Raw genomic sequence first — 20,305 nt, forward strand, 5'->3', positions numbered from 1 at the left:
GCTTGTCGCGAGAGCTCGGACATTCCAAGCGCATGGATTGCTGCCTAAAGCGGCTTTGCCGTCATCAGGTAAAAGACGCACAACAAGGCGAGGAATGCCGGGATGCCGAGCAGCACCCAGTAGCGCAGGTACCGTTGGTACTGCGGGGGCAAGGGTTCGCGCGCATGGGCGGCGAGCACGGCCATCTTATGCATGCGTATCTGCAGCCACACTACCGGCAGCCAACAGGCGCCGGCCAGCAGGTAAAGCGCGATGGACCATATGATCCAGCCCTGCATGACCGGATAACCGGCACGATGCATCAGGTAGAAGCCGGTGACAGGCTGGACGATGATGGCAGGCGTGGTGAATATCCAATCGGCAAGCACGACCAGGCGCGCCACGCCGGCAGTATTCCTTGCATCGCCTTTCAGGCTGGTGACCAGCATATAGAAGGCGGAACCGATGCCGGTGCCGAACAATATGGTGGACGAGACGATATGCAGCCACTTAACGACGAGGTAATCCATCCTGGCGCTCCAGTGTCATCAACATATAGATCAGTGCCGCCATGGGCAGGTTCTTGAGCAACGGCCCGAAGGGATGCAGCCAGAATGCGGGGATAAACCAGCTGAGTATCAGGGTGTAGCTCAGGATGACGGCAATCTGCAGCTGCCAGAGCAACCGCCGCTTGCGCAGCAACAAAGTGGCAATGCCGAAGCTGATGTCAAGCAAGGCCGCCCCGTACAAGGCCACGCTCGCCGTTGAGCCTTCCAGGCCGACCTCGGCAAGCAATGCGTAGCTTTCCTGAACCGGGTAGATACCGAGCGACAGTAGCCCAGTGACTATCCATACCACGGCGATGCTGAACCTGAGCAAGGGCAGCAGCCAGCCGAGCAGCGCGAGCGAGCGCCATCCGTCGGCCTCCGCCGGCTTGATGAATGACTCGACCGGCATGGCGTCGCGGCCCAGGAAGAAGCGCATATCCTCAGTGTCCGCGATATTGCCGCGTTCCAGCATCGCCAGCGTCTCGGGCGTCAGCAGGCTGGAGGGAAGCCATTTCCCGGCCCACGCCGCCAGCTTCGCGACCATGCGGTGCAGATTGAATGCCCTCAGCCTGCCAAGGCCCATCTGCTGTCGCAAGGCACCGCAATATTCGCGCAAGGTCAGCGCTTGCGGGCCCGCCGCGGCAATGGTGATGGTTCCTGCCGGATTGAGCGGCACCAGGGCTTGCACCAATTCCGTCAGGTCATGGATATGCACGGGCTGTAGAAGCTGGCATCCCCCTCCGGGCAGTGGCAGCACCGGCAGGCTGGCCAACATGGCGAACAGGCGCGCGCTCTCGCCGTCCTGGCCGAATACCAGCGAGGGTTGCAGGATGAAGGCCGGGATGTCCAATGCCCTGAGCGCATCGTCGGCGGACTTCTTGCTCAGGTGATAGGCGCTGGCTGCCTCTTCGTCGGCCCCCAGCGCGGATATCTGAATGACCAGCCCCACCTTGGACTGCTGGCAGGCCCTGAACAAGGCGGCAGGCGCTTGCTCATGCAGGGCGCTGAATGTCTGTCCGCCATGTTCGCGCAACAGGCCGACGGCGTTGATGACGACATCCACGCCGTCGAGCACCGGCAGCCAGTCTTGGGTATCGAGACCCTGTGCGAAATCCGTTTCGATATACGCGATATCGGGGTGGCTGGCTGCAGGCAGCTTGCGCACCCCGGCAATGACGCTATGCCCTTGTTGGTAAAGCGCCGCTATGAAATGCCTGCCGAGAAAGCCGTTTGCTCCCAGTACCAACACGACCCTGGGCTTTGCCGCGTCATCGGGCAAAGGCGGCGCTGCGGTTGAACTTGCGTGCTGCGACATGGCTCTATGAAGGGAGCCGGAAACGCTGGCCGCGACTTTTTTCAACCAAATACGGAGGCGCATCATGCCAAAAGGTCTATGCAGGCGCGGGTTGAGCACGGGAACATATGCCAGCGTGAGTTCGGCATTGGCGCTGGCCATATGTGGAAAGCTGGAAAACGGGGCATATGCGGCTCCTATCAATGCAATCAGTCATTGGGTGTGGGGAGATGACGCGGCCCGTCACGACGGAGTGGATGTGACGCACACCGTGCTGGGCTATACGATCCATCATGCCTCCGCCACCTTCTGGGCCCTTATCTACGAGCATGCGACCAGGGCGAGGCAGGAAGGCAATGCCTTGCAACTTTACGCGGATGCAGCCGTCATTGCGGCCCTGGCATGCTACGTCGACTATCATTTGACGCCGCGCCGCCTGAGGCCAGGCTATGAAATGCGCCTCTCGCGCCTCTCGCTGCTTGCGGTATATGCAGCATTCGCTTTCGGCCTTGCCCGGCAGAAGCTGGCCAGGCACCGGTTACAGAAACGGGTGCCCGGCAAGCCAGCTCAATAAGTAATCTGCCGGCACACGATTTTGTCGATCATCCCGTTGGGCCGGCGGTTGGTTTCGATACCATAATCGCTTCCTATGCTTCCAAAGACCGCCATGACGATTTTCTGGAAACCTTCCAGGGCGTCGAACGAATCGTCGACGGGCTTGATCACGAAACCATGGCCTTCAGGCATGTTTTCTGCGAGATGCAACGGGGAAGACACCTTGAACTCATCTACTCTTGCCATGATTTTTCTTTCTGTCATCTGATAAAGTCGCAAGCCATGCCATTGTTGACGCGGGCCTTGCTAATGCAGGCCCGGGGTCAATACGACCTTGCGGCAGTTTTCCTCAGCATCGTTGAAGATGCGGTAGCCCAGCGGCGCGTCTTCCAGCGACATGCGATGGGTAATGATGTCGGCCGGGTGCAGGTCGCCGTTTTCAATGAACTCCAACAGCTCGGGCAGAAAGCGGTGCACATGGGTCTGGCCCATCTTGAACGTCAACCCCTTGTCGAATGCATCCCCGAGCAGGAAGCCGTGGATAAACCCTGCATATACGCCAGGGATGCTAACCGTGCCGCCGCGCCTGGTGGCGGCAATGCATTGGCGAATCACTTTGCCGCTGCTGGTTTCCAGCTTCAATGTCGTCAGGGCGGTTTCCACCATGCTGCCCTTGGCCTCGAAGCCGACGGCATCGATCGAGGCATCCACGCCGCGATGCGCTGTATGCTCCAGGATGTACTCAGCAGGGTCTTCGACCTCGTCCAGGTTGATGCTGATTGTGTTGTATTGCGCCTGGGCGAAATCCAGCCGGTATTGCAGGTCGTCGATCATGAAAATCGTCTCCACGCCCAGCATGCGGGCACAGGCCGCTGCCATCAGGCCGACCGGGCCTGCGCCGAAAATAGCCAGGCTGTCGCCTTCACCCACTTCGGCATTGAGTACGGCCTGGTAGCCGGTGGGCAGGATATCAGTCAGGAACAGTACCTGCTCATCCGCCAGGCTGCCGTTGACCTTGAACGGACCCACATTGCCCTGAGGCACGCGTACCAGTTCCGCCTGGCCGCCGGGAATGCCTCCATATAGATGGCTGTAGCCGAACAAGGCGGCGGGCGGCGTGGCGGTTTTCTTGTTGAGGCTGGGGCCACGGCCGGGATTGGTGGTTTCGCAAGCGGCGAATTGCTGCTGGTCGCAAAAATAGCAGTGGCCGCAGGCGATCACGAACGGGATGATTACGCGGTCGCCTTTTTTCACCTGGGTAACGCCCTGGCCCGCGTCTTCAACGATGCCCATGAACTCATGCCCAAGGATATCGCCGTCATGCAGATCGGGGATCTTGCCGCGGTAAAGATGCAGGTCCGACCCGCAGATGGCAGTGGAGGTGACGCGGATAATGACATCATCGGAGGCCTGCAGGATGGGGTCTGGAACCGTTTCGATACGGACATCTTTACTACCGTGGTATGTCAACGCGCGCATGAGGTACTCCTTCTGTAGGTGGAAAGTGAAAACGGTAGCGCAGCTGCCTGCCGTGAATATTCAGTTGGCCCGGGCACTGAGCCCGACAGCAACCTGAGGTGATGCTAGCCAAGCATGGGCCGCCGGTTCATCCGCGCTTTGCTGAAAGCGCTGTAAGAATTCCATTCCTTTGCCGATATCGCCGCTAGCGTAAGACAGGATCAGTAATATTTTCCGACATGAGAATCCGATAATCGCGCCTGCCAAGGTCTAGCCCTGCATTGCATCATTCATGCCTAGCGGCATCTGGCCGCTTTTATATTCCTTCATCCAAGAGGAGTTCCATGACCGCCCCTCCGCTCGAAAGCACTTATGCGCTATGGAAAAAAGGATATGTCTTCATTGACAGCACTTGTCGCGCGCTGGGAGTCAAAGCTTTCAAAACCCGCCTGATGATGCATCCCACCATCTGCATGCAGGGCGAAGCGGCGGCCAGGCTGTTTTACGACAACGAAAAATTCGTACGCTCCGGGGCCATGCCTGCGCGCGCGCAGAAAACGCTTGTCGGTGTAGGCGGGGTGCAGGGAATGGACGACCATGCGCATCGCCACCGCAAGCAGATGTTCATCCGCGAACTCATGACGCATGCGCATATCGAGCAGCTCGTGCGCCTGCATCACGACCATTGGCGCGAAGCCATCCGTCAATGGAAACCCGGCAGTGAAATCGTGTTGTTGCGCGAGACGCAAAGACTGCTGTGTAAGAGCGTATGCGCCTGGGCCGGCGTACCGCTGGCCAGCCAGGAACTAGGCCGGCGCGCGCAGGAATTCGGCAATATGATAGACAGCGGCGCCCGGCTGGGCCTGCATCACTGGCGCGGCAGGATGGCGCGCAAATCATGCGAGCGCTGGATCGGGCAACTGGTCGAGGATATCCGCCACTACGGCAAGCCGGAACAGCCGGGCAGCGTATTGCAGGCGGTCGCCTGGCATCGTGACGAACAGGGACAACTGTTGCCGCTGCATGTGGCGGCCGTCGAACTGATCAATATATTGCGTCCTACCGTGGCAGTGGCGCAGCTTGCCGTATTCAGCGCGCTGGCGTTGCATTCATTCCCGGCTTGCAGGCAAAAGCTGCTGCAGGGCGGCGAACGTTACCTGGACTGGTTCGTACTTGAGGTCAGGCGCTTCTATCCCTTCTTTCCTTTCCTTGCCGCCATCGTGCGCCAAGACTTTCATTGGCAAGGCCTGGAATTCAGGCGCGGGCATCGCGTGCTGCTGGACATCTACGGCACGCACCGCGACCCGGCATTGTGGCAAGACCCGGAGCAATTCATGCCTGAGCGCTTCAAGGATTGGGACGGCAACAGTTTCGGCTTGATCGCCAATGGCGGCGCAACCTATGAATACCACCACCGTTGCCCTGGGGAATGGATCACGATCGCGCTCATGAAGACTATTGTTCAGATGCTGGTTCACGAACTGGAATACACCGTCCCTGATCAAGACCTGAGGCTGGACCTTGGCAGGATTCCGGCATTACCGGAAAGCGGGTTCATTATCCAGCCTGTCCTTACCCCTAGCCATTTGGAGAAAAAATATGCAAGCCCATGAGCTGACATCATTGCAGTGGAAAGCATTGAATAAAGTGTGGGAAGCCGAACAAGAAGGCAGGGCGGCAGAAATTGCCGATGGCCTGCGCGATTTCCTGATCAAGGCCGAACTGATCTTGCCGGACATGGAGCAGCATCACCGCATCACGGAAAAGGCCAGGTCCATGCTCGTCAAACCCTGACAGGTGGGGCTGCCCCTGCCTGCTCTGTATAAACTCATGCATCCATCCCGGCGTTGGTTTTTCATACAGGCGCCCATGAGGTTTTCCAGCGCTGTTTCAGCACCCGGACTACATTGCCTTCCGTCTTGCCCGTCTATGCTGGAACTTCATTCATACGAAAGGAGCAGACCAGTGAAATCCATATTATGCATTGCCGCCCTGAGCCTCGGTCTTGGCCTGTCCAGCGCCTATGCGGCGGAAGAAATCAATCCCCGCGCGCTGGACGATGCCAATACGCCTCGCAACCAGGATGAAAAAGCATCGAGAGATGGTAAGCAGAAGGCCATTGAAAACGCGACCGATCAACAGGCGGACCCCAATGTAAAACCCTCCCGCCATGACCAGCGTAACCATACTTCGACAGAGCAGCCGCGAAACAGACAGGAGGGCCGTTAGCCCGTCCAGCGGATTGAATCGAAGCATGAGTAAATGCCCGCAGGCTCTCTGACTGAGCCTGCGGGCATTCGTTTATGTGCGCCAGGGATGCTTGGGCAGGTCGCAGCTGCCTGCCGCCTCGGCGCCGGCCTTGGCTACGATGTGGTCGTTTTCCACCGTATCGCCGCTGACGCCTATTGCGCCCACCAACACGCCTTCGTCATCCACGATGGGCAAACCGCCCGGAAAGGTGATGAGGCCTTCGTTGGAGTGCTCTATGCCGTATAGGGGCTGGCCCGGCTGCGACAACTTGCCGATTTCACCGGAAGGCATGGCGAAAAAGCAGGCGGTCTTGGCCTTCTTGACCGCGACGTCTATGCTGCCTACCCAGGCGTCGTCCATGCGCGAGAACGCCTTGAGGTTGGCGCCCGAGTCCAGCACGGCGATACAGCTTTTCACACCGATAGCCTCGGCCTTGCGCGTGGCCTGCTCGATAATGTTCCTGGCTTGTTCTATTGTGACGTGCATGATGGTTCTCCTTTGTGGTTGGTAAAGAGTGGAGCGTGCTGCTTAATTTCCCTGATTCAAAACTAACTGTCAGTCATCCGCCGGCCTGTTTTGTTGCAGGCCGGCTCCTGCTTTCCGTGCTGAGCAGGCGATAGCAGATCGCCAGCGCCACCGCCAGATAGGCAAGGCCGCCCGGAACCCACATGATGAGCCCGCCCAGCTGCTGGTCCTGCAAGGCCAGTTCCAGGCTGCCTGCGGGAATGATGTAGCTGTGGTACCAGACCCGGCTCGAGAAGGTCAGCAGCGCGCCGAGCAAGGCGGTGTGCAATGCGGTGGTGAACAGCGACACCAGGCCCGATACGGCAGGGCTGCGCGTGTTGCTCAGGCGCATGAGCGACCACCAGAACAGCAAGGCGGAGAAAAAGAAGCTGAGGTGCTGCAGGTCATGTACCAGCGGGTAATGCAGCGCGGTCTCGAACAGTTCCGGCACGTGCCACCCCCACAGCACGCCTGCATGTACCGTCCAGGCGGTGAGCGGATTGGTCAGTGTTCGCCAGAAGCGCGAAAAACTGGCGCCGGAGGTCACCTTGCCGACTTTTGCCGCTGCGCGGGGGAAAGCCCATGCCCACATCGAAAGGGGGCGGGCGATGACGAAAAGCGGCGCGGCGATAATCATCAACAACTCATGCTGCACCATGTGCATGGAGAAATAGGCATTGCCCAAGGTATCCACGGGGGAAAACAAGGCGGCCACGAGCGAGGCCCAGGCAAGCAGGAACGCCTTGACGCGCATGGGCGTATAACTGGTCGGCCTGCCTGCCTTGCGCGTCAAGCGGTAGAGCCCGGCGAGATAGAGTACAAGCGCCAGTCCGACCGGGAGCGCCACCCAATAATCTTGCAGCAGTTCCAGCCAGGGGTTGGCGTGGTGGCGGCCGCCAATCGGGTGGGCCCAGGCCTGTGCGGCATGCAGGCAGGCAATGAAGGCGGCAAGCCGCTTCATATGCACGGGTCCAGCACCAGGACGGGCAGCCACTGGATCACGATCACCAGCAGGAAGAACAGGCTGAGCATGAAGCCTGCCAATGCCATGAACTGCCGCGGCGGCATCTCGCTTTCACTCTCGCTGCCGCGCTTGTGCGATTGCGGATTCTCGTTGATGCGGGCCAGGGTCTTGTGCAGCTGCAAGCTGTGCCAGCTCAGGTAGGCGCTGGCGGCGCTGAACAGGAAGGCCGCAATGGTCGCGGCATGCACGGGGATCAATTGCTCTTCCCGGCAGGACCAGTCGAGAATGGGATAAGCCACGCTCAACTGCAGGCTCCAGCTGATAGGGCCCGCCAGAATGCATATCCAGAGCAGTGCGAGTGCAAAGCTGGGATTGTGTTCCGCGATTTTGATCGGGTCGCGCATGCTGATGATTCCTTTGGTCGGTCAACGCCTCAGCTCCAGATACGGGAGCCCAGGTAAATGGTCAGGTAAAGCGGTATCCATGCCGCCGCGACGAAATACCAATAGAGCCCGTTCACGGTGACGGCAATCCTTTTTTCCGGCGTGAAGTAACGCCTGCGCGCCAAGTAGACGATTACCAACGTCTTGAAAATCACTGCAATTACGTGGGCGCTATGAAATCCGATCATGAGCCAGACTATCGAGCCGTAGGCATGGGTGTCCCAGCGGAAATCGACATGGCTGGCATATTCATAGGCCTTGATGCCGAGGAACACCAGCGCCAGGGCGATGCTCGCCAGCGGCATCCATGCCAGCGGCTTGGCGTCGCCGCACTTGAAGGCCTTGTCGGTAAGGTAGACCGGCACCATGCTGGCGAGCAGGACCACGGTGGACAAGGTAGGCAACAGCAGTTCCGGCGGGCTGGTGCCTGCGGGCGGCCAGGCGGCATGGTTGCCCTGCAGATAGAAGAAGCTCGCGATCAGGGTGGCGACTACCGTGCCTTCCACCGTCATGAGTCCGACGATGCCCCACCACAGGGGCGACCTGAATTCATAGCTGTAATCCGGCAGTTTGCTGGCGTCGATATCGGCATGCAGGCTCATTTTGCCGCTCCCAGTTGTTTAGGCCATATCCAGCCGGTAATGGCAATGAAGCAAAGCAGAAAGCCCAACAGGGGGATGGCCATATGTACCATCAGGCCGGCAAAGGTGAGGGCGGTGGCGACTGCGAGCCAGAAAGGCCAGGGCGATGGGCCAGGCAGCGGCTGCCGCGCTTCCGGGTGCGATTCGAGGATGGAGGTGAGCAGGATTTCGCGCCGGTCGCTGCGGATGCCGGTGACCACCGGGTTCTGCTCCAGGCCGCCGGTGCCGGACCATAACGGGTAGCGGCTGTCCACCGTCCTAATGTGGCGGAAATTGTACGAGGGGGGAGGGGAGCTGGTGGCCCATTCCAGCGTATCCGCGTTCCAGGGGTTGTCCCCGGCCACCTTGCCGCGCTTGAGGCTGGCTAGCGCATTGACCAGGGTCAACAGGAAACCCAGCGCAAGCACCGTGGAGCTGATGCTGATAAAGAAGTTGGCCTCGTTCCAGCCTAGGCCGTCGAGATAGGTGTAGACGCGCCGGGGCATGCCGTCCAGCCCGAGCTTGTGCATCGGGAAGAAGGTCAGGTTGAAGCCGGCGAAGGTCACCCAGAACGCGATCTTGCCGAGGCGCTCGCTCATCATGCGGCCGGTGAACTTGGGATACCAGTAATACAGCCCGCCCAGCAATGGAAACACCGCGCCGCCGATCAGCACGTAGTGGAAGTGGGCGACGACGAAATAGGTGTCGTGCGCCTGCATGTCGAATGGTACCGAGGCCACCATCACGCCGCTGAGCCCGCCGATGATGAAGATGAGGAAAAAGCCCAGCACGTGCAGCAAGGGCGTCGCGAGCTTGGGCTTGCTGCCCCATAGCGTAGCGATCCAGCAGAAGATCTGCACGCCGCTCGGGATGGCGATCATGGCGCTGGAAGCCGTGAAGAAATTGGAGCCGAGTTGGGGCAGCCCCGCCGTGAACATGTGGTGCACCCAGAGCCCGAAGCCGATGAAGCCGATGGCGACGATCGAGAGCACGATGGGGATGTAGCCGAAGATGGGCCGTTGCGTGAAGGTGATGATGATGCTGGAGACCATGCCCAGCGCCGGGATGAAGATGATGTAAACCTCAGGGTGGCCGAAGAACCAGAACAGGTGCTGCCATAGGATAGGATCGCCCGAGGCCGCGGTGAAGAAATGCATGCCGGCCATGCGGTCCAGCGCGAGCATCAGGCTCGCGATCACCAGCGGCGGCAGGGCGAACACGATCATGAAGGACATCACCAGCATGGCCCAGACGAAGATCGGCATGCGGTTGAGCGACATGCCGGGCACCTTGCACTTGAAGATGGTGGCGATGAGCTCGATTGCGGCCACCAGCGCAGAGATTTCCATGAAGGTGATCACCGTGGTGTAGAAATCCAGTCCCAGGCCGGGAGAAAAGCCGGCGCCGGCAAGCGGGGGATAGCTGAACCAGCCCGCGTCGGGCGCGATCTTCAGCAACAGCGCGACATACATCATGACGCCGGCGATGAGGTAGATGTAGTAGCCGAAGGCGTTGAGCCTAGGGAACGTCATGTCGCGCGTGCCGAGCATGAGCGGGATGATGTAGACCGCGAAGCCTTCCATGACCGGGATCGCGAACAGGAACATCATGGTGATGCCGTGCATGGAGAACACCTGGTTATAGGTTTCCGGGTCCATGAAGTCGTTCTCGGGCACCGCAAGCTGCAAGCGCATCAGCAGCGCCAATATCACGCCCAGGATGAAGAAGACGAACCCGGTGACGATGAAGCGCATGCCGATATTGGTCTGGTTGACATGAGTGAACCAGGCGAAGAACCCGGGCGGGGAGGCCCAGGTGCGTTCCAGCTGCCGCGCTTCCTCGTCGTGTTGGATGGATGCTGAATCGGTCATTCCGCTACTCCAGGCTGAGCAAGTATTCGACAAGGTTGCCTAGGTCCTCTCCCGCAAGCACGGTCGCCGGCATATGGCTGCCGGGCTTGAAGCTCTGCGGCGAGAGTATCCACGAAGACAATGTCCCAGGCATGTTCTCCAGCGTGCCCGCCGCCAGGGTCTTGCGCGAGCCGATATGCGTCAGGTCCGGCGCGACGCTGGCGAGGGCGCTGGTGCCGCGGATCGCGTGGCACATGGCGCAGCTTGAGCGCAGGAACACCTGCCTGCCCTGGGATTCGTTCTCGGTGGCAGGCTCGCGCGCAGGCTGCGCCTGCCGCTGCAGCCATGCATCGAACTCCTCTTCAGGCACGGCATCCACGGTGAAGGCCATCTTGGCATGCTGCTTGCCGCAGAACTCGGTGCACTGGCCGCGATAGCTGCCTGGCCGGTCGGCCTTGACCCAGGTCAGGTTGCGCTTGCCCGGCACCATGTCCGTCTTGCCGTTCAATTGCGGAATCCAGAAGCTATGGATGACGTCGCTGGCCTCGAGCGCGATGCGCACGGGCTTGCCGACGGGAATGCGAATCTCGTTGGCCGTCTTGGCGACATGGTTGCCTTCCGTGTCGAGGTAATCCACCTCCCACCACCATTGGTGCCCCGTGACCTGGATGGTCAAGGCGTGCTCGGGCATGGGGGCGACGATCTCGCGGTTGACCGCGGCGCTGGAAATCACGAAGACGGTCAATATCAGGGCCGGGATCACCACGCCCGAGACGAAGACCAGGTTGCGGCTTTGCGTGAAGGTCAAGGGCTTAGGCTCGGCTTTATTCCTTGCCCTCAGCAACGCCACGGCCAGCATGGCCAACACGATGAGCAGGATGATGCCGCCGATCGCCACCATGCCCCAGAACAAGTCGGCGATGGCCTTGGCCAGCGGGCCTCCGGGCTGCAGGGCGGATTGGCTCGCATATGTCGAGGAACAGGCGCATATGAGCCAGATGCCTGCCGCAGCAATGCCAGGCGGCAGGGATTTTCGCGGTAAGCATTTCTCCTGAGGCGGGCTCATGGAGTCTCGCCCTCGCGCAGGTCTGATTCCGCCTCGTCCTGCAACGGCCTGCTGCTGGCGCCGGCCGGCAGGTCCTTGTCCAGGCCGCCTAGCGAGCGCACATAGGCGACGATCTTCCATGCCTCCTGCTCGGGGATTTTGCCGTGAAACGCCGGCATGCCGTTCGGGCGGCCCTCCATGATGGAAGCGAATATCTGCGCAGGCTCGCTGCCGTATATCCAGTGCTTGTCGATAAGGGGCGGACCCATGCCGCCACCGCCGTTGGCATGGCAGCCGGCGCAGTTGAACCAACCATAGAGCCGCTTGCCCTCGTTGATCGCATGGCGGTTGTCCATGTAGGGGTGCGGCTTGAGGACCGCATCCTCGGTGCCGGGGCCGAATTCCGCTACTCTGTTGACAGGAGGCGAGGGCGGGTTTTCCGCATTGCGCAGGGCGGCCTGGTCCTCGCAGCCGCTCAGTAACAGCAGGGAGAGCGCTGCTACAGGCAAAGAAAGCGCTGCGGCAGATTTGCTAAAGGGAGAAAACATACAATTGCCCTCCCTTGTCGGTATGTTTCGGCAGGTCTTTCATGGCATTAGCAAACCCCAGGGCCGCCGTGCCGTCGCGTGCATCAAGGCCGCCGGAGACAATAGCGCCGGACCAGCCGCCCACGCCCGAGAAGATGGCGACGTACTGCTTGCCGTCCTTGTCCTGAAAGGTGACCGGCTGTCCGACGATGCCGGAGCCGACGCGGTATTTCCACAGCAGCTTGCCGGTTTTGGCATCCAGGGCCTTGAACCAGCGGTCCATGGTGCCGTAGAACACGATATCCCCGGCGGTCGCCACCGTGCCGCTCCAGACTGGGAAGTCCTCCTTGATGCTCCATACCTTGTGGCCGGCAACTGGGTCCCAAGCGGTATAGACGCCGCGGTGCCCGCCCGGCCCGGCGAACATCTTCACGTCGGAGCCGACATAGGGCGTTCCGGCAATATAGTTGGCCTGCGTACCATGCATATCCATGCAAAGGTTGTTATGCGGCATGTAGATAAGCCCGGTCCTGGGCGAATAGGCTGAAGGCTGCCAATCCTTGCCACCTGGGGCCGCAGGACAGATGTTGTGTACCGTCCGGTTGGTGCCGGGCTGTTTGTCCTTCACCTTGCGCATTTGCCCGGTCTTGAGGTCTACCCCCTCGGTCACGTTGACCGGCACATAGGTGTTGGCGGACAGCACCTCGCCGCTGGCGCGGTCCATCACGTATACATGGCCGTTGCGCTCCGGCCTGACCAGTACCTTGCGCTGTTCGCCGTTGACGGGCAGGTCGAGCAGCAGGCTTTCGTTGACGCCGTCGTAGTCATACAGGTCATGAGGTTCTACCTGGTAGGCCCAGATTGCGCTGCCGTCGTCCGGGCGGCGCGCGAACACCGTCAATGTCCACTTGTTGTCGCCAGGCCGGAAATCCGGGTTCCAGGGGCCGGGATTGCCGGTGCCGTAATAGACCAGGTCCAGCTCCGGGTCGTACGAGAGCCAGCCCCATACCGTTCCGCCGCCGATTTTCCACATTTCCGGCGGCCAGCTGTTGGCCCCAAGGTCCTTGCCTTGGTCCTGCGGGTAAAACGGCCTGAAATCCTCGCCAATCAATACTTCCTTGTCCGGGCCGGTGCTGTAGGCTGTCCAGAGCAGCTCGCCCGTTTCAGTGTCCAGTGCCTTCAGCCAGCCGCGCACTCCCATCTCGCCGCCGCTGTTGCCGACCAGCATTTTCCCCTTGACCACCAACGGCGCCATCGTCATGGTCTCTCCGCGCTTGAGGTCGCCGACCTTGGTTTTCCATAGCTCCTTGCCCGTGGCCGCTTCAAGGGCGATGGCATGGTTGTCCAGCGTATTGAAGAACAGCTTGCCGTCCGCATGGACCAGGCCGCGGTTCACCACGTCGCAGCATGCCATGCCTTGCGATTCCTGGTGCGTGTCGGGCTTGTACTCCCATTTCTTGCTGCCGTCGAGCGATAGCGCATACACCGTATTCGGGTAAGGCGTGACCACATACAAGGTATCGTTCACGAATACCGGTGCCGCTTCATGTCCCGGCGTGAGGCCGGTCGAGAATGTCCAGGCCAGCTTCAAGTTCTTCACATTATCGCGGTTGATCTGCTCCAGGCCGCTGTAGCGGGTGCTGGCGTAGTTTTTTGCCGGCATGGCCCATTGACCGTCTTCATTAGCTTCCAGCCAAGCGGGTGAGGTTGAATTGTTATGGGGGTAATTTGCCTGCGCTACCTCAGGAGGCGACGAAGCAGGATTCGATTGCGTACTATCTTGACTACAGGAGACTGTTAAAAAGCCGACCAGCAACCATCCCGGATAAAGGAAAAAATCTCTGTAGCTATCCACTCGATAGTTCCTTTTAGCGAATTTATATGGAGATGAAAGACATTCAGCTGTTCGATCATCTAAGGAAGTTTTCCCCTGTTGGTATCAATTCTAGCCATTAAGTTTCAAAAAATATTTCCAAAAAATAACAACTGTAATTTAATGTAATGAATACCCAATCCAAGTGAAAATGTTAAATGCAGCCAATACTGCTAAATTCCGGTCCTTCCTCTCCTAATTGTTAATGATGTCCGACAGAAAAATTAGAATTCTCTGATTGAGTCATTAAGTAAATCCCTTAGGCTTGTCGGTTGGAGTGAAAATTCAAGGGCAGGGTAGGGAATCAGCATTGAATTTTCCTCCGTAAAAATAAAGCTATGGAGGAAATTGGATGCAGGAATTTTTGGAAGTTACTACCTTTATTGGACTGTCTTTATATCAATGGATTACATTGATCATCATTGCAATCTCAGCTTATTTCATACTGCACACCTTATGGCGCATCGCCATCAATAAATTGTCGAAAGTTTCCGCCGGCACCGAACATAAATTCAACAACACGATTGCCGAAGTGCTTGGCAGCACCCAAAAAATCACCTTGGCATTATTTGCATTGCTGATTGCGCTGCAGTTCTTGGAACTTCCGGAAAGATGGGAGACTCGACTGAGTCATTTGACCTTCTTTGTGATCGGTATCCAGATCGCATTATGGATAAGCAAGAGCATCACCATCTGGTCAAGTGTGCAATTATTGGAAAAAGATGGCCAGGTCCCTAATCCGGTGATCACCTCCATGCTCAGCTGGATATTGAAAGTCGCCATCTGGTCGATCGTGATATTGGCCATCCTCTCCAATGTGGGCGTCAACATCACTGCATTCATCGCCAGCTTGGGCGTAGGCGGCGTTGCAGTGGCATTGGCCGTGCAGAATATTCTGAGCGACTTATTCGCATCGCTGGCCATCGGCCTGGACAAACCTTTCGTGATAGGGGACTTCGTCGTATTCGGCGAAGTAGCCGGCAGCATTGAAAGGATAGGGCTGAAAACTACGCACATCAGGAGCATCAGCGGCGAGCAGATCGTATGCAGCAACACCGAACTCCTGAAAAACATTATCCACAATTACAAACGCATGTCGCAACGCCGGGTGGAATTCAAGTTCGGCGTTACATACGACACGCCTGCAACCACTCTTGCCAAGATACCTGACATAGTGAAATCCGCAATAGAAACATCTGATCGCACTAGGTTTGACCGGGCCCACCTCAAAGGATTTGGAACAAGCTCCTTGGATTTCGAAGTGGTCTACTTCGTGGATTCCAGCGACTTCAACTTATATATGGATACGCAGCAGGCAATCAATCTATACATGATCAACGAATTCAAGAAACTGGGCGTTGATTTTGCATTGCCAACGACCAACATGCATATCCGCAGCCTAGAGGCCGCAGCAGCTTAAATGAGAAAGAAAAATAGGGCGTGGAAGCGGTTAATGACTAAAGCTGCTTGATACTGATGGGATTGCTTTCGCTAGTCTTCTTGTGCGAATCCTGGCTTGCCAGGATTTCGCTTACCTTGGCGTGAATCTCATGTTCAAACTCCTCAAATACTTCGAGCTTCTTCAGATCTTCCTTAATATCGATTTTGAGCAAGGCTGCACAGGTTTCCAACGCTGGCTTGGATAAAATGAAATGGTATGTATTACCATCTTCCAACGCTTTAAAATGCACTTCCTGATTGATCACGATCTTATCGAAAAAACTAGCATTCATAATGTTTCCCCTTCTATGATTCTATGAAATAAAAATTCCAGTCTCATGATAGGGATGCGTTCCAATATCGTTGAAGAAGAAAACGCTGATATGAATGTAGGAAAAGCAAGCTCGATGAAATCTCCAACCTTCGATCTTGCTAGAAGGCACCTCTACACTGCATTGCCATTGTTTACCGAAGTGTGCTAAGCCTACGTGCCGCTTTTATAAAGAAAGCCAATCAGACATCGGAAGCAGGGAAGCTGGCCGATAACACAACTAGCATTACAGGCGCAGAATTTATCCCACCAGGGAGCTGGCACGCCAGGATATCTTTGACTACATCGAAATGTTCTACAACCCGATTCGTCGGCATAGTCACGCCGCGAACCTTTCCCCAGTAAACTACGAACGGCAATACTTTTCTGAGGCAACAAACTGTCTATAAAAGACTGGCCGATTCACCCTTTGATGACAAACGCAGTATCCGCAGAATCATTTTAAGTGAATCAATATTAAGATAATGATGCAGGGGTATGGGGGCTGCTTTAAGCCCCCATGTAGACTAGATATCATCAATGTTCTGCGAAAATTACGCGAGAATCCCGCCTTAGATATTCACCAAGCGATTAAACCGCGTCCTATAAACTGGTATTTCAGTCGATTTCAAGAAAAGCAACAAGAGTGCATGGATTCCACAATCAAGGTGTCCATCATCGGCCAGACTGGGTTAGCGACAAACTTCACCTTTGGTATTGGATGTTACGAGTTGAGCGTCCTAAAGGTGCCAAGCGTCGTCAGCTGTAATGGATAGGCCTAATGTTCAAATGAGCTTTGAATTCCGCTACAGGGATAGGAGTAATTTTGCCATCCAATTTAACATAACACACACACTTGACCTATAAAAGCCGCGCCAAATAAGGCTTGAGAGGGGATAGATGACGTTGCCAGTAATGTCAGGCCTGAAATTGTCCCTAGTGCTCCAAGCATTCCTATTGAAGTAAATCCTGCTTCTTTCACAAATTTACTTTTTTCCATTGATTCTGCGTATTCCAAAGCCTCTTCAATATTCATTCCTGCTGCAACTGCAAGTTTTAAGAATTTTGTTGCGTTGGGGGTGGCTCGTCCCGCTTTCCAATCTGAAATGTTTTGACTGGTAACGCCAATCTTGATTGCAAAAGCTCTATCGCTAGCAATCATCTGTTTCTTTTTTCCAAGTTCTACCAAAGCGTAAGTGTTCATTTTTTAGGTTCCCAGTGATCTACTGTGCAACGTGCTACCTCATTAGTAATCACGTCTGTTTTGTATTTCCTCTTGCAGATTGCCGTGTCCTGGCCTTTGACCATCACAAACTGCACCTTTCCATTTACTTGTTTAGCTGGAAGCTCTCCTAGGCTTCCCATTCCTTTTAAATAATCCCGTCCAGCAAACATATTCCCGATGAAATCGGTTTTTCCATACCGTTTCAATATCAATGCTGAGTCCAACATCAGCCCGCCTAGCAATATCCCTGTTGCGATTAAAAGCACTGTTTTCATTTTGTATTTCCCTGTCAGGTGTATGAATGATCATATATATGAAATTTCTTTACAATATAAGAATTTTCATATACTCTTGCTCATGTATGAAATTTCATACATTAATTAAATGACTATTCCAGAAAGGGAATCACAATGTCTCAAATTCCAGTCCACGTTACAGCCTCTGAACTCATTGAAGGCGTTGCTAAAGCTTCCGGCAATCCATACAAAATGGTGCGAATCCAGGGTGTTCTAGAAATCGGAGAAGACCGTCAAATTTTCCGTACAGTTCTTCCAAGTGGTTCTGAGCGTCCAGCCCCAGGTCGCTACATGGCGCAATTCGAGCCACGTGTTAATAACCAGACCATGGAACTCGGCGGTGGCATCACTAAGCTGGTTCCTGTTGCTCCAGGCAAGTAAAAGGGTAGGGGAGCGCTGCTCCCCATTCTCCAGGGGGAAGTCAATGTCAGCTATTTGGAACAATCTCACCCAAGCCGCCCGTAAACGCCTGTTAAGCGAAGCTGGCTACTCCAAGTCCTACTCATCTCGCACCTTTGAGGGCCTCCCTTATTGGCTCAAGCGCGATGTTGAGTACACTTACAAGCTGAAGGCTGTATAGACATGGCTGCCGGTTGGTCTGTACTCGGAAATTGCTATACCACTTCTCAGCAGGTGATAAACGCATTTACCGGGTTAAATGGTTATTTCAATGATTCTACAAACTCCTGGTTTTATTGGCCTGCGAATATTACTTTTAATCCATCTACGGGTTACGTCAGTTTTAATATTTCATACTCTGGTACTTCTTCGGCTCTTTCTATTGCCCCGGGGGTAAGGCATTTAAAACTTCATTCTTGCGACACCGATTACACACCAACCCCTGCCAATGCCGTTATCACTGGTGACGGTACAGGCATAGTTCAACCGCCTCTCGAAACCGTCACGCCCACTACCAAGCTATCAAGCCTCGGTGGTGATGACATCATTATTCTCTGCGCCGTTCTCTTTGCTGCCTTGTTTGGATTCAGCTATGGAGTTGGCGCGGGTAAAGGAATTGCGAAGTGACGATCGCAATATTTATGAAGTGGTTCTTCGTCAGCTTCGGCGCGAGCTACATCCTTGGTTTCATGCTGGGGAGCGCTATTTCTTTCTTTCAAAATTTCACAAGGAGTTAATCATGAAAGCATCTGCTTTGTTTAAAACCCTGATGGCCTCTGTTGCTATTGTCTCTTTTACCATGCCGGAAATCGCCAGCGCTGCGAGCCTGCTGCCTGCTGACGCTCTCGACGGTATCGGTACTGACGCTATCGATACTGTGACCGATATTGCGGTCAAGTTCATTCCCGTTGTGGCTGGCGTTTCCATTGGCTGGTTCATTCTGAGCGCTGCAAAGAAGGGCCTCGGCAAGGCTGGCGTGAAGTAATCACGAGGAGCCGGGGAAACCCGGCTTTTTCCTATGAAAACCTTCAAAAAATCCATCATTGTTGCAACCACGATCGCTGCTCTCGTTGTCCCGGTGGCGGCAAAGGCTTTTTTGCCATTAGCTGGAATTGCTCTACTTGTTGAAGCTGCTGGCGGAACTGTTCCCTTTGCACTGAGCGCGGCTGGTCATGCGGCAATAATCGGTTTAATCACCTTTGCTGCGACGGAAAACAACCCGACTTCTCCTTTGGCATCTAAGCCAATTACAGTACAGATTGATCCGGATAAGCCATTAACTGTACCTCCTGGTTGGACTGACGATAAAACGCCTCCTTCAACCGCTCCTCTTGAGCTTGTCTGTCCTGCTCCAACAACAACCCGCGCTGAATGTCAAAACTATGGCGTTTGCAAATACACTTTAACCACGAGCTATGCGGACAATGGCGCCGGTCGATGCGCCGTTACTCTGACGGTTTCCGAAGTCGATTTTGTCCCGAATCAATATGGTGTTGAGCCCGGTTCTTTTCCTGGTGGCACTGTAGATAAAATTCCTGCTTGTCCTTCTGGTTATACGGGCACTCAAACTTGTAATCTTCAGTCACCTGGCGACGTTAAAAAGCCAGAAAAAGCAAAAGATGAAATTCAGCGCGTCGGCAATACCTTCCAGCGTGATCCTATGCAAAATCCTGCTGACAATAACCCGGCTTTAGTCCAAGAAGCGCCAAATAGAATTAGTTACACCGACGCTGCAACAGGTGAAAAAGTCACCATTGAACTCAATAGCAGCACTGGCGCTGCCACTGTTACACATACAGTCCCAAATTATTCAAACAGCACTACGGGACAACAAGTTACTACAATTTCTGCTGGTTCTGGCTCTGGTTCTGGTGCTTCTGTCACCGGCCAATCAACAGCGACCTATCCTGGAACAGGTGACCAAACCGGCACAACCCCTATTTCGGGTGGTACTGGTTCCGGTACTGGCGATTGCGCCCACTGCGCAACCGAAGTCACGCTCTCCAATCTTCGCGACATTACCAAAGACATCAGTGATGCAATAAATGGTGAAAATGCCGATCCACAATTAGCAGGGCAGGGTCTCGCCGAATCATTTAACGCAACCCAGGATGGCTTATTCGATGACCTGGGCGACATTATGCGCGGCATGGTTAACGATTCCGGCTTATTGCAGCTTTATACAGAAAAAATCCTCCCGGCATCGCCATGGACATTGGCAACTGAAGGTGAATCAGCCAATTGCAATTTAAGTTTTGAACTGTTCGACCATAACTATGAAATTAGCATCTGCGATGCTCAACCATTTTTGCATCCTGCAATAGCCTTTGCCTTGTTCGTCATGACAGCAATAGGTGTCTTTAATCTTCTCGTTGAACGTCCAGAGGGGGGCGCGTGATGCACTGGCTCTTTGTTGGTCTTGCTTCCATTGTTGAAAAGGTCGTAACTTGGTTTATTGTTCGCGGCCTTCGCAAAAGCGCCTATTTCCTCGGCTATGTTTCCTTTGTCTTGGGCCTTTTCACGGCATTCCTGGCAATGGCTTATACCGGCATTACTCTATTGCGTCCAATCACGCCAACCGGCGTTGCCTTTGGTTTGGCGTTCCTGCCGCCCTCAACGCCTGCTTTCATTTCCTTCTACGTCACTGTGCTGATAACGAAGCGAGTCTATGACTGGCACAAGCATTTAAGCCGTGATTTCACCCAGGCCACAATGCACTTCTAGC

The 20,305-nt window shown here is 55.6% G+C and carries 25 protein-coding genes and 1 pseudogene; 11 read left to right on the plus strand and 15 right to left on the minus strand.

Annotated elements, in window-relative coordinates; translation table 11 throughout:
* Positions 1–44: 44 nt before the first annotated feature.
* A complete protein-coding gene (locus ACWXTG_RS03450) occupies positions 45–509 on the minus strand; it encodes a DUF2269 family protein (RefSeq protein WP_480220696.1) in 465 nt (154 codons plus the stop codon).
* On the minus strand, positions 490–1,842 hold the full coding sequence (locus tag ACWXTG_RS03455; protein WP_480220697.1) for an SDR family oxidoreductase: 1,353 nt from the start codon (positions 1,840–1,842) through the stop codon (positions 490–492). Before ACWXTG_RS03455 ends, ACWXTG_RS03450 begins: the two co-directional genes overlap by 20 nt.
* Positions 1,843–1,906: 64 nt before the next feature.
* Between ACWXTG_RS03455 and ACWXTG_RS03460 the strand changes: the two genes are divergently transcribed.
* Positions 1,907–2,395: a hypothetical protein gene (locus ACWXTG_RS03460; RefSeq protein WP_480220698.1), complete on the plus strand. Its 489-nt coding sequence runs from the start codon at positions 1,907–1,909 to the stop codon at positions 2,393–2,395.
* Here the strand turns inward: ACWXTG_RS03460 and ACWXTG_RS03465 are convergent.
* Both ACWXTG_RS03465 and ACWXTG_RS03470 read right to left on the minus strand, forming a co-directional pair.
* A complete protein-coding gene (locus tag ACWXTG_RS03465) occupies positions 2,389–2,622 on the minus strand; it encodes a hypothetical protein (RefSeq protein WP_309565270.1) in 234 nt (77 codons plus the stop codon). The genes ACWXTG_RS03460 and ACWXTG_RS03465 overlap by 7 nt on opposite strands.
* Positions 2,623–2,682: 60 nt before the next feature.
* Positions 2,683–3,855, minus strand: a complete 1,173-nt coding sequence (locus ACWXTG_RS03470) for a zinc-dependent alcohol dehydrogenase (protein ID WP_309565271.1) — start codon at positions 3,853–3,855, stop codon at positions 2,683–2,685.
* Positions 3,856–4,178: 323 nt separating this feature from the next.
* Between ACWXTG_RS03470 and ACWXTG_RS03475 the strand changes: the two genes are divergently transcribed.
* From ACWXTG_RS03475 to ACWXTG_RS03485, 3 genes are all read left to right on the plus strand, one after another.
* A complete protein-coding gene (locus ACWXTG_RS03475; protein WP_480220699.1) occupies positions 4,179–5,447 on the plus strand; it encodes a cytochrome P450 in 1,269 nt (422 codons plus the stop codon).
* The gene (locus ACWXTG_RS03480) at positions 5,434–5,628 is read left to right on the plus strand and encodes a hypothetical protein (RefSeq protein WP_309565273.1); all 195 of its coding nucleotides are present in this window, start codon (positions 5,434–5,436) and stop codon (positions 5,626–5,628) included. The genes ACWXTG_RS03475 and ACWXTG_RS03480 overlap by 14 nt, the downstream gene beginning before the upstream one ends.
* A 171-nt stretch (positions 5,629–5,799) precedes the next feature.
* The gene (locus ACWXTG_RS03485; RefSeq protein WP_407996615.1) at positions 5,800–6,063 is read left to right on the plus strand and encodes a hypothetical protein; all 264 of its coding nucleotides are present in this window, start codon (positions 5,800–5,802) and stop codon (positions 6,061–6,063) included.
* 72 nt (positions 6,064–6,135) lie between these two features.
* On the opposite strand, the gene ACWXTG_RS03490 is transcribed toward ACWXTG_RS03485, so the two are convergent.
* The 8 genes from ACWXTG_RS03490 to ACWXTG_RS03525 form a co-directional block, all read right to left on the minus strand.
* Entirely contained in the window at positions 6,136–6,570 is a 435-nt protein-coding gene (locus ACWXTG_RS03490) for a GlcG/HbpS family heme-binding protein (protein ID WP_309565275.1), read from the minus strand.
* Positions 6,571–6,643: 73 nt separating this feature from the next.
* Positions 6,644–7,549 carry a cytochrome c oxidase assembly protein gene (locus tag ACWXTG_RS03495; protein ID WP_480220700.1) on the minus strand — a complete coding sequence of 302 codons (906 nt, stop codon included), beginning with the start codon at positions 7,547–7,549 and terminating at the stop codon, positions 6,644–6,646.
* The gene (locus ACWXTG_RS03500) at positions 7,546–7,956 is read right to left on the minus strand and encodes a hypothetical protein (protein WP_480220701.1); all 411 of its coding nucleotides are present in this window, start codon (positions 7,954–7,956) and stop codon (positions 7,546–7,548) included. Before ACWXTG_RS03500 ends, ACWXTG_RS03495 begins: the two co-directional genes overlap by 4 nt.
* A gap of 29 nt (positions 7,957–7,985) precedes the next feature.
* Positions 7,986–8,597 carry a cytochrome c oxidase subunit 3 gene (locus ACWXTG_RS03505; protein ID WP_480220702.1) on the minus strand — a complete coding sequence of 204 codons (612 nt, stop codon included), beginning with the start codon at positions 8,595–8,597 and terminating at the stop codon, positions 7,986–7,988.
* On the minus strand, positions 8,594–10,486 hold the full coding sequence (ctaD, locus tag ACWXTG_RS03510; protein WP_480220703.1) for a cytochrome c oxidase subunit I: 1,893 nt from the start codon (positions 10,484–10,486) through the stop codon (positions 8,594–8,596). The genes ACWXTG_RS03505 and ctaD overlap by 4 nt, the downstream gene beginning before the upstream one ends.
* Positions 10,487–10,490: 4 nt before the next feature.
* Positions 10,491–11,531 carry a cytochrome c oxidase subunit II gene (coxB, locus tag ACWXTG_RS03515; protein WP_480220704.1) on the minus strand — a complete coding sequence of 347 codons (1,041 nt, stop codon included), beginning with the start codon at positions 11,529–11,531 and terminating at the stop codon, positions 10,491–10,493.
* The gene (locus ACWXTG_RS03520) at positions 11,528–12,058 is read right to left on the minus strand and encodes a c-type cytochrome (protein WP_309565281.1); all 531 of its coding nucleotides are present in this window, start codon (positions 12,056–12,058) and stop codon (positions 11,528–11,530) included. Before ACWXTG_RS03520 ends, coxB begins: the two co-directional genes overlap by 4 nt.
* Positions 12,042–13,892: a methanol/ethanol family PQQ-dependent dehydrogenase gene (locus ACWXTG_RS03525; RefSeq protein ID WP_407996620.1), complete on the minus strand. Its 1,851-nt coding sequence runs from the start codon at positions 13,890–13,892 to the stop codon at positions 12,042–12,044. Before ACWXTG_RS03525 ends, ACWXTG_RS03520 begins: the two co-directional genes overlap by 17 nt.
* Positions 13,893–14,274: 382 nt before the next feature.
* Here ACWXTG_RS03525 and ACWXTG_RS03530 point away from each other — a divergent pair, with 382 nt between their 5' ends.
* Positions 14,275–15,330: a mechanosensitive ion channel family protein gene (locus ACWXTG_RS03530; protein WP_480220705.1), complete on the plus strand. Its 1,056-nt coding sequence runs from the start codon at positions 14,275–14,277 to the stop codon at positions 15,328–15,330.
* Positions 15,331–15,367: 37 nt separating this feature from the next.
* Here the strand turns inward: ACWXTG_RS03530 and ACWXTG_RS03535 are convergent, their stop codons facing one another.
* The gene (locus ACWXTG_RS03535) at positions 15,368–15,643 is read right to left on the minus strand and encodes a hypothetical protein (RefSeq protein WP_407996622.1); all 276 of its coding nucleotides are present in this window, start codon (positions 15,641–15,643) and stop codon (positions 15,368–15,370) included.
* 268 nt (positions 15,644–15,911) lie between these two features.
* Here ACWXTG_RS03535 and ACWXTG_RS03540 point away from each other — a divergent pair.
* Positions 15,912–16,070, plus strand: a pseudogene (locus tag ACWXTG_RS03540) (IS3 family transposase); the annotation flags it as partial.
* Between the two features lie 428 nt (positions 16,071–16,498).
* Here ACWXTG_RS03540 and ACWXTG_RS03545 read toward each other — a convergent pair.
* A complete protein-coding gene (locus ACWXTG_RS03545) occupies positions 16,499–16,864 on the minus strand; it encodes a helix-turn-helix domain-containing protein (RefSeq protein WP_480220706.1) in 366 nt (121 codons plus the stop codon).
* Complete coding sequence (locus tag ACWXTG_RS03550; RefSeq protein ID WP_480220707.1) at positions 16,861–17,160, minus strand: hypothetical protein; 300 nt, start codon at positions 17,158–17,160, stop codon at positions 16,861–16,863. The genes ACWXTG_RS03545 and ACWXTG_RS03550 overlap by 4 nt, the downstream gene beginning before the upstream one ends.
* Before the next feature lie 135 nt (positions 17,161–17,295).
* Between ACWXTG_RS03550 and ACWXTG_RS03555 the strand changes: the two genes are divergently transcribed.
* The 5 genes from ACWXTG_RS03555 to ACWXTG_RS03575 all read left to right on the plus strand — a co-directional run bounded on the left by ACWXTG_RS03555 (position 17,296) and on the right by ACWXTG_RS03575 (position 20,304).
* Positions 17,296–17,562 (plus strand): hypothetical protein, encoded by a 267-nt coding sequence (locus ACWXTG_RS03555; RefSeq protein WP_480220708.1) that lies wholly within the window; start codon positions 17,296–17,298, stop codon positions 17,560–17,562.
* A gap of 201 nt (positions 17,563–17,763) precedes the next feature.
* Positions 17,764–18,207: a hypothetical protein gene (locus ACWXTG_RS03560; RefSeq protein WP_480220709.1), complete on the plus strand. Its 444-nt coding sequence runs from the start codon at positions 17,764–17,766 to the stop codon at positions 18,205–18,207.
* 112 nt (positions 18,208–18,319) lie between these two features.
* Positions 18,320–18,565, plus strand: a complete 246-nt coding sequence (locus tag ACWXTG_RS03565) for a hypothetical protein (protein ID WP_480220710.1) — start codon at positions 18,320–18,322, stop codon at positions 18,563–18,565.
* A 33-nt stretch (positions 18,566–18,598) separates the two neighbouring features.
* Positions 18,599–19,978: a hypothetical protein gene (locus ACWXTG_RS03570; protein ID WP_480220711.1), complete on the plus strand. Its 1,380-nt coding sequence runs from the start codon at positions 18,599–18,601 to the stop codon at positions 19,976–19,978.
* Complete coding sequence (locus tag ACWXTG_RS03575; RefSeq protein ID WP_480220712.1) at positions 19,975–20,304, plus strand: hypothetical protein; 330 nt, start codon at positions 19,975–19,977, stop codon at positions 20,302–20,304. Before ACWXTG_RS03570 ends, ACWXTG_RS03575 begins: the two co-directional genes overlap by 4 nt.
* Position 20,305: the final 1 nt, after the last annotated feature.

This window comes from Methylobacillus sp. DLP286 (assembly GCF_056636515.1).